This is a genomic window from Mycoplasma razini (assembly GCF_048076865.1).
Taxonomy (GTDB): domain Bacteria; phylum Bacillota_I; class Bacilli_A; order Mycoplasmatales; family Metamycoplasmataceae; genus Mycoplasmopsis.
Window position 1 is genome coordinate 688,800 of the sequence record NZ_CP182212.1, and the last position, 14,038, is coordinate 702,837.

A 14,038-nucleotide genomic window follows, 5' to 3' on the forward strand; every position below is an offset into this window, starting at 1 on the left:
TAATTATGTCAAAAAGAACAATGTTAGAAATCGCAATTAATAAAGTAAATTCTAATCCTACAGCAGAATTTACATTTTTCGAAATCTTTGATACTGTAGAAAACGAATTAAAATCAGATTGAGAAGAACGCTTCGTTACTGAAGAAAAACCTTATGAAAAAGTTAGAGAAACAAAGATGGGTGAATTACATCGTCTTTTAACTGTTGATAAGAGATTTCAAAGAACAGCTAACGATAAATGACAAGGTAAAAACACCGGATTTTAGTAGGTAAATATGGCTTTAGTAAATGCAAAAGACATGCTTAAAAAAGCAAAAAAAGGTAAATATGCTGTTCCTCACTTTAACATTAATAATTTAGAGTGAACTAAAGCAATCTTACTTACATGTGAAGAATTAAAATCACCAGTTATTTTAGGAGTTTCAGAAGGTGCTCTAAAATACATGGGTGGATTTGAAACTGTCTCAGGTATGGTACTTGGAATGATAAAAGATTTTAAAATATCAATTCCTGTTGCCTTACATTTAGACCACGGATCATTTGAAGGCTGTGTAGAAGCTATTAAATCAGAAGCTTTCACTTCTATTATGTTTGATGGTTCACATTTACCTTTTCAAGAAAATAAAGAATTAACACAAGAACTTGTGTTCCTAGCTGCAAGTCGCAATATGTCAGTTGAAGCCGAAGTTGGTTCAATTGGTGGGGAAGAAGATGGTGTGATTGGAGCTGGTGAAATTGCAAATGTAAAAGAAGCTGTTGCGCTAAGTAGACAAGGAATTACAGTATTAGCAGCAGGAATTGGAAATATTCATGGAATCTATCCAAAAGATTGAAAAGGACTTAATTTTGAAGTGCTAACTGAGCTTGCTACTGAAACCGGAATTGGAATAGTGCTTCATGGTGGTAGTGGAATTCCAAAAGATCAAATTGCTCAAGCAATCTCACTAGGAGTAACTAAAATTAATGTTAATACAGAACTTCAACTTGCTAACCACACAGCAATTAGAGAATTTATTCTTGCAAATAAAGATCTTGAAGGAAAAAATTATGATCCTAGAAAACTTTATAAACCTGGTTACGATGCTATGTGCAAGGTAATTAAAGAAAAAGTTTTAGAATTTGGATCACAAGATAAGGCTTAGGCCTTTTTCTTTTGCTTCTAATGAAAAACTATAAAATTAAAGTATGAAACAATTTAAGAAATTACTATTATCACTTGGTGCTGTTTCTTTAGGAATCTTGCCTATTGTTGCAACTCAATGCAATCATTCACAAACAAATAATGATACAGTTGTAATACCCCCAAGTAAAGAAGATAACAACAATGATCAAATTAAACAACTAAGCAATGAAACAATTCAATATGCTAGAACAAACTTGCTTTCTCATAATGAAATTGTTCAATATAAACCATTATTAGATTATCTTAATCACTCTGTAGAACAAATTGATGCATTAGCACACAATAGTGGACAAAATAAAGCACAATCTATAGAATTTATCACAGGACAGGAAACTAACTTTAAAGCTATGAGCAAGGTATTTTCAAATGAAAATACGCTTGATCTTAAAATTAAAGAAGCATGAATGAACTTTAATCATTCTTTGGATAATATTGTTAAAAAATCAAACTTTATTTTAAATAATGACTTAAAGCTTGATGCAAGTAAGCAAAAATATCAAAATTTTATTCAAGAAATCCAAAAACAATATGCTGACAAAAGATTTAATTTTGTGCTTAATAAAACAGCTGAAGATTTTAATCAACTATACAATGATGCTATAAACCAATATAAATTTTTTATGAAAGAGAATTTACCAAAAGATTATGTAGTTCTACTTGAAAACAGTGTAGCAGATGGCGATACTATTTATAATATTTTCTTAGGACAGCCAAATGATGGCCAAGACATTAGTAGCGTATCTGAACCATTAGTTGTTAAAGAAGCAAAACATCAAGAAAACTTAGGAAAAATTTTAGGCCTACGTTTTAGAGGAATTGATACACCTGAAACATTTAAAAATAAACCTGAAAAAGATAGCAAATTAGCGCCTTTAGAAAATGAATACGCTCAAAAAGCTAAACATAATTTAATTAAAATTTTAAATGAAGAAAACTGAGTATTTTATATCCATAAGACAGGTATTGATCCTTATGGCAGATGGGTTACTTTCTTATTCTCCAATTCAATTAAGGATTTTGCTACTGAATTTGGTGTTAGACAAGTGCAAGATGGATTAGCACGTGTTTGATATATAGATGATCAAAATAAGAAAAGTATTTTTTACACAAAAACGCAGCTTGAAAAAGAATATTACAAATATATAGTTAAGGTACAAAATCAAGCTCAAAGTGAGAAAAAAGGATTTTGAGCTGAAAACATCAATGATGTTTTTCATGTTAAATAAAAGATAGCATTTTTGCTATTTTTTTATCTACCATATAGGCTTATTTGTTCAAGAGACAAAATAAGCGAAATTTGGAAAAAGTTGAAATTTAGGTATAATTCTAATAAATATAAATATTTATTAGAATTGGAGCTAAAATGGCAGAACAAAACCAACAACAAAATAACTATAATGCAAGTAATATACAATTTCTAGAAGGACTTGAACACGTTAGAAAAAGACCCGGAATGTATATTGGTTCTACTTCAAAATCTGGTCTTCACCACTTAGTTTGAGAAATCGTCGATAACTCAGTTGATGAATGTATGGCTGGATTTGCTACTAGAATTGATATTACAATTAATTCTGATAACTCTATTATTGTTGAAGATAATGGGCGTGGTATTCCAGTTGATACGCATGAAAGATTTAAAATTTCTGCACTAGAAGTTGTTTTAACAAAACTAAATGCTGGTGGTAAGTTTGAATCTAACGCTTATAAAGTTTCTGGTGGACTTCACGGGGTTGGTGCCTCTGTTGTAAATGCCTTAAGTGATTCATTCAAGGCATGAGTTAAGAGAAATGGAAATATCTATTTTGCTGAATTTGCAAATGGTGGAAAAACTATTCAATCAACTCACATCATAGGTGAATGCAACACAAATGAAACTGGAACAAAAATTCAATTCCACCCAGATTACTTAGTTATGGAAGAACTTCCTTTTGATAAGGAATTAATTATTGACCATGCTAAACAAATTGCACACTTAAACAAAGGGCTTTATGTTTCAGTAACTGATTTACGTGATAATACACAAGTGGAATTTCAATATGACAATGGTATTATTGACTACGTAAATGAGTTAAATGAAGGTTATAAGCCTGTAACGCCAGTAATTTATGCTGAAGGTGAATACACAGCAAAAAATAATAAAGATGAAGACGTTGTTATCGGAGTTGAAGTAGCAATGCAATATCTTGCTGACTTATACCGTGGTAATGTGATTTCATATACAAACAACATCTCAACTCACGAAGGTGGAAGCCACGTTTCTGGATTCTATGACTCATTAATGAGACTTATTAACAATTATGCAATTGAACATGGAATTATTAAGACTGATGCTGAAAAATTTACTCGTGATGATTTACTTGAAGGTGTCACTGCAGTTATTTCAATTAAACACCCTGATCCTGAATTCGAAGGTCAAACTAAAGGGAAACTTGGATCAAAAGATGCAAGACAAGCAGTTAATAAAGTATTTAGTCCTATTTTAGAGCGTTTTTTAAATGAAAACCCTGACTTAGCTAAGAAAATTATTGAAATTGCTACAACAGCTAGAAAAGGTCGTTTAGCCTCAAATGCAGCAAGAGAAAACGCTAGACGTAAAAATGTTTTTGAAAGTGGTGGACTTCCAGGTAAATTATCTGACTGTACTTCAAAAAATGCTGAAATCTCAGAGCTTTATATAGTCGAAGGGAACTCAGCTGGTGGTAGTGCCAAAATGGGAAGAGATAGAAAAACTCAAGCTATTTTACCTTTAAGAGGGAAAATTATTAATGTGGAAAAATCTCGTCAAGAAAAAGTGCTTGCAAATGAAGAAATTCTTTCATTAATTACAGCACTTGGAACAGGGCTTGGAGATAACTTTAATATCAATAAACTAAGATATCATAAGATTGTGATTATGACAGATGCCGACGTTGATGGTGCCCACATTAGAACTTTATTATTAACTTTCTTCTACAGATATTTCAAACCATTAATCGAGCATGGATTTATTTATATTGCTCAACCACCACTTTATAAAATTCAACAAAATAAATTTGTTGGATATGCCTTCAATGATGCACAAAAAGATGCTATTTTAGCTGATTTAAATCCAAATACAAAGATTACTATTCAACGTTACAAAGGGCTTGGAGAAATGGACCCTGAACAATTATGAGAAACAACTATGGATCCTGAAAACAGAAAAATGCTTCAAGTTCAAATTGAAGATGCCTATAAAGCAGATCAAGTCTTTGAAACATTAATGGGTGAACGTGTTGAACCAAGACGTGAATTCATTCAAACTAATGCTAAATATGTTAAAAATATTGACTTATAATAAGAAATAAAAAAGCTCAGAGTTCATAGCTCTGGGTTTTTTATTATCATTTATAATTAGTTGCTTTATAGTTTAAATAAAAAAGTGCTAATGCACTTTCTATCTAATAATATCAACTAAATTTTTCATTAATGAAACTACTGTCATAGGTCCAACTCCACCCGGAACTGGAGTAATTGCTGCAACTTTGTCTTTAACATCTTCAAAGTCTACATCACCGCATAATTCTGTAGTTAATCTATCATCTAGATTTGTTCCTACATCAATAACAATAGCACCATCTTTAAGATTTTTAGCCTTAATGTATTTAGCCACCCCAATAGCAACTATAACAATATCACCTGATTCAATACCTTTAATACCAGTTTCTTCATTATAAGTTGCTACTGTAGCACCCATACGTTTAATAATGTGTGCTAATGGTTTTCCCACTACATGTGAACGTCCTACAACACAAACTTTTTTATCTTTTACATCTATGTTGTAGTGTTCCATTAAATCTAATACACCACGTGCAGTAGCTGGCACAAAGTGTTTTTCTGGTTGATCATTATATAATCTGAATTCATTTTTGCTAGTTAAACCATCAATATCTTTATCATATGGAACAGCATCTAAAATTACTTGTGTAGGTAAATGTTTTGGCAATGGTAATTGCACAATAATTCCATCATGTTTTTCATTAATACGATCCATTTTCTTAAGTAAACGATCTTGACTAATATCTTCAGGAAACTTATATAAAGTTGCTTCAATTCCTAAACCTTCTGCAACCTTTAACTTATGTTTGATGTATTTATTTGAAGCTTCATTATCTCCAACTTGGATAATTGCCATTGTTAGAGCTCTAGGTAAATTTAAATCAATTAACTCTTGTCTTAATTTTGCTAATTCATTTTTTGCCAATTCTTTTCCACTTAATATTTGCATCTTAGCTCCTCTTCGTATTTTTCTAGTTCTTCTGTATATTTCTTTAATTTATTTTCTTCAGCTTCAACTTTATCCCTAGGTGCTTTCGCAACAAATTTTTCATTGCTTAAAATGCCTTGAGCACGAGCTATTTCGCTTTTAACAAAGGCTATTTTCTCAATAAGCATTTCTTTATTTCTTGCTTTTGTTTCATCAGATTGTTTAATGTATAAAGTATTGTTTTCTAATGCAATCATATAATCAACATTTTTTTCAACTTGAGCATAAGCCATTTTGTTAATCATTGCAATTGCATTGTCATTTAATTCAGTAACTAAGCTATATAAAATAACTTCTTTTTTAGATATGTTGTTTTCTTCACGATATTTTCTAATTTCAGTAACCACATCAATAACATCATTGATATATGAAGCTTGTGAAGCAAGTTCAAATGTTGGCCAACTTTGTTCAAGCAATTCTGCATTAAAGATTTCACTATATAGTCTATCTGTTATAAATGGTAAAAATGGGTGTAAGATGATTAAACTTTTTCTTAAGACTTCCATTGCTGATTGTTTTGAGTATGCTGTTTTTAAAAATTCAACATATCATCCTGAAAGATCGTTAAATAAGTAACGATAAATTTCAGTGCCAAGCACTGCAAAATCATAATTCTTAATGTGATTATTAATCTTAGTTTCTAAATAAGCTAATTTTTCCATAATCCATTTATCAGCATCAGTTTCTTGAGTGTCATTTTCAGGTAAGTCTGAAATGTATTTAGCTATGTTTCAAAGTTTATTATTAACTCTTCAAGCTGCTTCAACTTTTTCATCACTAAACTTAATATCTAGCCCTGGAGTAGTATTTGTAATTAAGAATCATCTTAAAGCATCTGATCCATATTTATCTACCATATCCATAGGATCAACTCCATTGTTTAATGATTTAGACATTTTTCTACCTTGAGCATCACGAATTAATCCATGGAGCAATAGTTCCTCAAAAGGTTTTTGTCCCATAAATTCAAGGCCAAAAAAGTACATTCTAGCAACTCAGAAAAAGATAATATCGTATCCAGTTACAAGTAATGAAGTTGGATAATATCTTTTAACTAACTTATCATTTTGTGGTCATCCTAAAAAGACAAATGGAGCAAGACCAGAAGAGAATCATGTATCTAGAACATCTGGATCTTGAATTCAACCTTCACCTGGTGATGTGACTTGAACCTTCATATTACCAGATTGATCATATCAAGCAGGAATTCTGTGACCTCATCATAATTGTCTTGAAATGGTTCAATCATAAACATTTTCCATTCATTGTCTCATTGTATTTTCAAAACGTTTAGGGAAGAATTCAACACCTTTACCAGAGTCTAAATCATTTAAGATTAAATCTCTAAAGTGATCCATTTTGACAAATCATTGAGGTAGAACTAAGATTTCAACAGGAGTTTTTGATCTATCAGAAATACCTACGTTTGAAATTGTGGTTTCTATTTTTTCAAGTAAATTATGTTGGGCTAAATAGTTTCCTATTGCTTCACGAGCTGCAAAACGTTCCATTCCGTGGAATAATTCATTTTCTGGATAATTAATGTGACCAGCTTTATCAATAGTTTCAAGAATTTCAAAACCAAGTTTTTGCATAATTTCAATATCTGCTTCTGCATGAGCACTTAGTTTCATAAGTCCTGAACCAAATCCTATTTCAACGTAGTTATCAGCAATAATTGGTAAACGTTTACCTGTTACTGGGTGAATTACATATTTACCAGCAAGATGTTGATAACGAGTATCTTCAGGGTTATAAACTACAGCCACATCACTAAGCAATGTTTCAGTTCTAACTGTAGCAATTACTAAATATTCATTTGAATTTTCAATTGGATATTTAATGTAGTACATTTTTTGTTCTGTAGGTTCATTATTTACTTCAATATTAGATAAAGCTGTTTGCAACTTAACATCTCAGTTAATTGCTTTAACACCTTTGTAAATAAATCCTTTGTTATATAAATCAACAAACACTTTTGACACTGCCTCATTTGCTTTTTCATCTAATGTAAAGCGTTCATTTGAATAATCTAAAGCAAGTCCAATTGTAGATCATTGCTTTCTAAATAAATTTGCATATTCGTGTTTTCATTCTCATACACGTCTAATAAATTCATCGCGTCCTAAATCATGACGATTTAGTCCTTCTTTTTTATAAATTTCATCTTCTACTTTTGATTGAGTTGCAATACCTGCATGATCCATTCCAGGTAATCATAATACATCAAAACCATTTAGCTTCTTATAACGGATAATGGTGTCAGGAATATATACATCAAGTGCATGCCCTAAGTGTAATTTACCTGTAACATTAGGAGGTGGTAATAAGATTGTAAAAGGTCTTTTTGCCTCATCATGAGTTTGAAAATATTTTTTTGCTTGCCATTTATTATCGATGCCAGCTTCAACTAGTTTATGGTTATATGATTTGTCCATTTTGCTCCTAATTTTATTAAAAATTTATATGTTAAATATACTTAATATAATTATATAGTATTTTGCAAAAAAGGGCACTATTATACATTTTTAAATACAAAAAATCAAAATTTTTTCTTTAAAATTTTTACTCCTATATAGAAGCTTTAAAATAATCTTTTTAGAAATTACAATAAGATTTTGTTTTACTCTAATATGGTAATTTTAGTTTCAAATTAAATTAGATAAAGATATAATAATAACTGGTAACAATTATGAAAACAGATAAAAGAAATGTATTAAAAATATTATCAGGAAATGATAAATATATTATTCCTATATATCAAAGACCTTATAGTTGAGGCAATAAGCAATTAACAAGACTGTGAAATGATATTCTTAAAATACACAAATTTAATAAAAAGGACTATTTTATTGGTGCAATGGTTGCAGTTGCTGAAACTCCATTACCAAATGAAATCAATAAATTTGTTATTATTGACGGACAACAAAGATTAACTACACTAATTATTTTCCTTATTGCTTTAAGAGATTGCTATTTAGAAAGTAATCAACAAGAAGAAGCTGAGCAAATTCAAAAGCAATATTTAACTATCTCAAGTGAAGGAAAGACTTATAATCGTATTGAATCAAAGAAAAATGATCAAGATACACTAAAATATTTAATTGAAGGAACTCCTTTTAAAAATAAAAAATCTTTAATAATTGATGCTTATAGATATTTTAAAGATCAAATTATGATTTCTAATATTTCAATGAGCGAATTATTTGAAGTTCTAAGCAAACTATGATTAGTTCCAATCATTTTAGAAAAAGATAATTGTGATGCTCAAGATATTTTTGAATCATTGAACTCGACAGGAGAAGTACTTACAGCTTTAGATTTAATAAGAAATTTCCTTATTATGAATCTACCATATAATAAACAAGATGAAATCTACGAGAACTATTGAGAAAAGTTAGAAAAATTATTTACTATTGATGGCATCCTAGATAACACTGCTGCAGATAATTTTATTCGTGATTACCTCACTATGCAAACAAAAAATATTCCAAATAAAAATAATTTATATGATGAATTTAAAAATTATTTTTATAGCCTAAATATATTTGACAAAAATATTGAAATTTGTAAGGATTTATACAATAAAGCTAATATTTATGTACAAATTTATTTTTCAAAATACAGCGGAAATGAATCAATATCTCATATCTTTAATAGTATAAAAGATCTGCAAATCAATATAACATACCCATTTTTCATGCAATTGCTTGATGAATATCAAAAAGGAACAATCACTAGCGATAATGTCATATTAGCTTTAAAATTATCTATTAGTTTTATTATAAGAAGAAATGTATGTAGCTTGCCAAGCAATAGATTAAATAAAATTTTCGCATCTTTATGAAGTCATATTAATTTAAATAAATTTTCAGAATCTATAAGCGAATATTTCTTTAGTTTAAGGGATAAAGAGAGATTTCCAAGAGATGAAGAATTTCTTAGAGATTTTATAAATTTTAATGTATATAAAAATATGAATAAAAGATATTTATTAAAATCTTTAGAAGAAAATGATAATAAAAACACTATTAATATTGACAATGCAACAATTGAGCATATTTTACCACAAGGGAATTTAATTGATGAGTGACAAAATATGCTAGGAGAAAATTATGACATAATTCAAGAAGAATATTGTCATAGAATAGGAAATTTAACATTAACTAACTATAATCCAGAAATGAGTAATAAATCTTTCCAAAAGAAATTAACTATGAAGGGTGGAATTAAATTAACTCCATATAAATTAAATCAATATTTTATAGTAAATGATATACAAGTCTGAAATAAAGAAGAGATTGACAAAAGAAGCAGTTTTCTAGCAGCTGAGGCAGTTAAAATTTGAACGTTTCCTGAAGTAGATGAAGACTTTATAGTAAGAAAAAAGGTTTCTTATACAAATATCGATCACTTCATAACAAGCCCTTGATCTCGTGAGGTGTATGAAATAATAAATAATTATGTTCAAACACTAGATCCAAATGTAAGTTGTCATATAACCAAGAAATATATAGCATATAAGATTAATGATCGTGCTTTTCTTTCACTCAATCTAAAGAAGTCAAGCATTACTATTGGTCTACATATGAAAATTGCTGAAGTAAATGATTCAATGCATATTTGTCGAGATGTAACAAATATTGGACACAATCATACTGGAAAAACAGAATTCAGTTACACTAAAAAAGTTGATTTAGCCTATGCTTTTGATTTAATCGCACAATCATTTAATAAAAACAAAGATAAAAACAGCTAATAAATAGCTGTTTTTATTTGTACTTAGTATTAATATTAAGGTAAAATAGGTATATGAAAATAGTAGCAAATAATAAAAAAGCTTTTCGTGATTATGAAATTATTGAAAAATTTGAAGCTGGGATTGAACTAATGGGCTGAGAAGTTAAATCAGCACGTGCTTCTAGTGTTGATATCACTAATGCTTATTGTTCAATTTATAAAGGTGAAATGTATTTAAAGGAAGCTTATTTTAAGCAATATATGCAAGTTAAATGCGATGAAACTAGAGAACGCAAATTGCTTTTACACAAAAGTGAAATTCGTAAAATTGGTTTTAAGGAAGATACTTTGCGTTTAACTATCATTCCTCTAAAAATTTATTTCAATGAACAATCACGCCTGAAAGTAGAAATTGCTCTAGCTCGTGGACTTAAAAAATATGATAAACGTGCAAAAATTATTAAAGAAGAAGTCAATAAAAAAATTGCTAAAAGTTTATTAATTTAATACAATTTTATTTATGGGGATATAATGGTTTCGACATGTTATGGAGCCTTATTATTGCAGTAGTTTGGTAGACTATAATACTTCTAGACTTTTTAAACGGAAACGCTAAAAAAGAATCAAGCATCAACCCAATGGTTTTTGCTTACAACAACTCAAATCTAGCTTTCGCTTAAGAAATGCGATCTAGTGGCTTATGAAAAGCTCCTCGGTTTTATAAGTCGGTTAGAGGATAGTGCAAAGGTTGACAAGCTTGCATGAAAATTTGTCAAACATCATAAAACCTTTTAGTTTGCTTTAGGCTTATGATGTTATTAAAAGCAAACTAAACTGTAGACGTAGTAAGTCCTTTATAATGTGGACAGGGGTTCGATTCCCCTTATCTCCACCATGCCCTTTTAGTTCTAGTGGTAAAACAGTTGACTCGTAACCAACCATCATGAGTTCGATTCTCATAAAGGGCACCATTTGTATTCATGCTATGCATGATTTTTTTATACTTGAAATTATTATTAAAGTCTAAAAAGAGGCTAATTGAGAATTTATGTTTCTTAACGCAGATAAATAAGCCATCTTTAAAAGAAATCTATAAATTACTAGAAATAAGTCGAAATAAAAAAGCTACTGTCAAAGTAGCTTTTATTATAATTTTAGAATTTATCTTCAGGTAAGTAGATATTTCCATCAATGCTCTTGATTTCTGATACTGAAATAAAGGCATTTTCATCACATTTACGTACGTCTTTAATTATACGAAGCACGTGTCTAAATAATGCGATAGATGTAATAACTTGAAGGTCTTCACCTTTGTATCCACCTTTTGCAGGGAATATAGTCATACCTGTAACAATTTTATTATCATTATTAATAATGTTTCTGATCATGTCAGCATTCTTTGTAAAGATTTGAACACGAACAAGTTTAAATTTAGGGTATAGCTTATCAAGCATCATAATGTAAACTACGTTAACTAAAATAGTAGCAACAAAGTTTGGTGATAAGTATAATTCAAATGATCAAGCTTTGTTAAATAGTTCATTTGCAGCAACAAAGTCTTTGCTTAATGATAAGTAAGATACAAGTTCAGATTTATTGTTAAATGCAGCTTTTCAGTCAATATTTTTAAATTCATTAAAGTTTGTTAAGTTAATTCCATTGATGTTTTTTGCAGCACCGGTTACAGCTTCTTTAAGAGCATCAGCGCTTGTAATAGTTACATCACCTTGAATTGATCCTAGGCTTGCACTTCATGCTTTTTGAGCTGCATCCATGTTGTTTTTAGCGTCTTGTAATAATAATGAACCTGGTAATCATGATCCAATTGCAACAGCGATAAAGACAATGATAATGTTCATGTATCCTGAGATAGCACCGAATGATTTTTGTTTAGCATTTGCATATCATTCACCAATAACCCCAGTAACACCTGCTGTACCACCAATAATTTGGATAATAGCAAAAATATAAGCAAGCATATATCCATATACTATTGAGTAAAGCATTAAGGCAATAGTATTACCTGCATCTGCCCCTGTTCATTGCATAGGAATAATACTACTTAATGACTTTTTGTAGTCTGATAAGAAGTTTTTAACATTAATGTTTGAATAGTCCCCAATAATGTAAACAGCATTAGCACCTGGAATTAATCCGATTGAGAATGATACTAATGATGAAACTGCTAGGAATAAAATTGTAATGTTTGTAAATAATTTTCCAACCTTTTTATATCCAAATACGAATATTGGAATACTTAAAATAATATAAGCAACCCAGAAGACGAATTGATCAATAAGGTTTCTTACTTGTTCAGAAACTTGTTCACTTGTTAAATTAACAACAATAATTTTGGCAGCAGATTGTCCAAATGCTGCTAAACCAAAGTTATATATACCAACGTTTTTAACGAAGAAAACACTAATAACCCCAAAGAAAATAGCTGTTACTATTGTGATTGTAACTATTTTTCACATAGGCATTTGTGAATAGAAACGATTTAATTTAAGCCCAAAATTTGACATTTTAGTTCTTTTATATAGGGTGTTACGTTTTTGAATGTGTGCAGCACCACTTTGTTCGTAACCTTCAACTAAGTTAAGCATCTCTTGATTAAGATCGTGGTCATGAGATTTTTCTTTTTTCTTAGAAAAGATATTTTTCATTTTTTCCTCCCTTCCTTAAAAAATAAATAAAAAAGATTATTAGCAACAGCTAATATCCTTTTTATTCTACTACTTTTTAGCACCTATATCACTAAAATTTTAATTAAAAAGTCTAGTTTTAGTAACTAGACTCAACTTTAGCCATCAAAAGATGAAATGGTACATCGTACAGGGTTCGAACCTGCGACCCGCTGGTTAAGAGCCAGCTGCTCTACCGACTGAGCTAACGATGCAGTATTATTATAGAACTTTTTTTATATGTGATAATAAAAAATGTTCTTTTTTATATTATCAAGCAAGTATGCCTTTTTAACTAATTTATAGCCTTAATAATTGAAATGCAAAATAATATTTAAAATCTATTTTGTTGCTTTAAAAACATAATAACTAATAAAGTATCAAGTAAAAATGCTTTTTATATAAGCTAAATATGACTTAATTATATTTTATTTGATTAAACCTAGCTTTTTAGAGCTAAAACAAAAGCCACATTTTTAGATTTCAAAAAATGTGACTATGTTTTATTTTTATTTAAATTTAACAAATTTATAATTTATATCTTGCTTATGCAGCTAAATTCGTGTTTCTTTTAGATCAAGTTATTTTTTGATAACCATCAAAAACCAGAATACAGATGAATAAGAAAATAATAATTGATATAAAAGCATGTGCAAATAGAAATATAATAAATTTATTTTATAGTTAAATTATTTAGTTTTCGCCATCACTAGCATGTTGCAAAATGTAATATTTAATACTATTTCAGTATTTAGAGCGTCCAAAATGTCTACTCAAAAATGAGTTCATATATTTTTCAAATATTCAACTATCAACTGTAAGATACAAATAAATTATCGCATCCATTGTAAAAGGGGCTGTATCTGATAAAAAAGTTATTTTCTTATTGTTAAATGGTTGTCTATATAACATTAATAATAGCAAAGTAAAAATGGTTTCAATTATGCACTCAAATATATATAAACCTGTATATGCATATGAATTATGTTTTAAGGCAACTTCACCTAAAATTAAAAGCAATATGTATAATGTAAAGAAAAAAGTATATAAAATAATTGAAACATTTCTTGCTTTAGATACAGCATATACAGTTTGATAAATTTCTAGATCGTTAGGTTTTTTTAATTTATATTTAATATTTTCCAT

10 protein-coding genes, 2 tRNA genes and 1 other RNA gene are annotated in these 14,038 nt (G+C 29.2%); 8 read left to right on the forward strand and 5 right to left on the reverse strand.

What is annotated here, in order from left to right; genetic code table 4:
* The first annotated feature begins 5 nt into the window (after positions 1-5).
* From rpoE to gyrB, 4 genes are all read left to right on the forward strand, one after another.
* Positions 6-266, forward strand: a complete 261-nt coding sequence (gene rpoE / locus ACM0L0_RS02690; RefSeq protein WP_416738444.1) for a DNA-directed RNA polymerase subunit delta — start codon at positions 6-8, stop codon at positions 264-266.
* 9 nt (positions 267-275) lie between these two features.
* Complete coding sequence (gene fba, locus ACM0L0_RS02695) at positions 276-1,142, forward strand: class II fructose-1,6-bisphosphate aldolase (protein WP_416738445.1); 867 nt, start codon at positions 276-278, stop codon at positions 1,140-1,142.
* A 43-nt stretch (positions 1,143-1,185) separates the two neighbouring features.
* A complete protein-coding gene (locus tag ACM0L0_RS02700; RefSeq protein ID WP_416738446.1) occupies positions 1,186-2,409 on the forward strand; it encodes a thermonuclease family protein in 1,224 nt (407 codons plus the stop codon).
* A gap of 137 nt (positions 2,410-2,546) precedes the next feature.
* Positions 2,547-4,499 carry a DNA topoisomerase (ATP-hydrolyzing) subunit B gene (gene gyrB, locus ACM0L0_RS02705; RefSeq protein WP_416738447.1) on the forward strand — a complete coding sequence of 651 codons (1,953 nt, stop codon included), beginning with the start codon at positions 2,547-2,549 and terminating at the stop codon, positions 4,497-4,499.
* 99 nt (positions 4,500-4,598) lie between these two features.
* Here the strand turns inward: gyrB and ACM0L0_RS02710 are convergent, their stop codons facing one another.
* Entirely contained in the window at positions 4,599-5,429 is an 831-nt protein-coding gene (locus ACM0L0_RS02710; protein ID WP_416738448.1) for a bifunctional 5,10-methylenetetrahydrofolate dehydrogenase/5,10-methenyltetrahydrofolate cyclohydrolase, read from the reverse strand.
* Complete coding sequence (locus ACM0L0_RS02715; RefSeq protein WP_416738449.1) at positions 5,417-7,906, reverse strand: valine--tRNA ligase; 2,490 nt, start codon at positions 7,904-7,906, stop codon at positions 5,417-5,419. The genes ACM0L0_RS02710 and ACM0L0_RS02715 overlap by 13 nt, the downstream gene beginning before the upstream one ends.
* A 254-nt stretch (positions 7,907-8,160) precedes the next feature.
* On the opposite strand from ACM0L0_RS02715, the gene ACM0L0_RS02720 reads away from it, so the two are divergent.
* From ACM0L0_RS02720 to ACM0L0_RS02735, 4 genes are all read left to right on the forward strand, one after another.
* Positions 8,161-10,227, forward strand: coding sequence for a GmrSD restriction endonuclease domain-containing protein (locus tag ACM0L0_RS02720; protein ID WP_416738450.1), 2,067 nt, complete (start codon positions 8,161-8,163; stop codon positions 10,225-10,227).
* 53 nt (positions 10,228-10,280) lie between these two features.
* Complete coding sequence (smpB, locus tag ACM0L0_RS02725; protein ID WP_416738451.1) at positions 10,281-10,715, forward strand: SsrA-binding protein; 435 nt, start codon at positions 10,281-10,283, stop codon at positions 10,713-10,715.
* 15 nt (positions 10,716-10,730) lie between these two features.
* Positions 10,731-11,103: a transfer-messenger RNA gene (gene ssrA, locus ACM0L0_RS02730) on the forward strand.
* A gap of 1 nt (position 11,104) precedes the next feature.
* Positions 11,105-11,179: transfer RNA gene (locus ACM0L0_RS02735), tRNA-Thr, on the forward strand.
* Between the two features lie 183 nt (positions 11,180-11,362).
* On the opposite strand, the gene ACM0L0_RS02740 is transcribed toward ACM0L0_RS02735, so the two are convergent.
* The 3 genes from ACM0L0_RS02740 to ACM0L0_RS02750 form a co-directional block, all read right to left on the reverse strand.
* Positions 11,363-12,874 carry a YitT family protein gene (locus tag ACM0L0_RS02740; RefSeq protein ID WP_416738452.1) on the reverse strand — a complete coding sequence of 504 codons (1,512 nt, stop codon included), beginning with the start codon at positions 12,872-12,874 and terminating at the stop codon, positions 11,363-11,365.
* Positions 12,875-13,031: 157 nt separating this feature from the next.
* Positions 13,032-13,107, reverse strand: a tRNA-Lys gene (locus ACM0L0_RS02745).
* A gap of 478 nt (positions 13,108-13,585) precedes the next feature.
* Positions 13,586-14,038, reverse strand: a complete 453-nt coding sequence (locus ACM0L0_RS02750) for a hypothetical protein (RefSeq protein ID WP_416738453.1) — start codon at positions 14,036-14,038, stop codon at positions 13,586-13,588.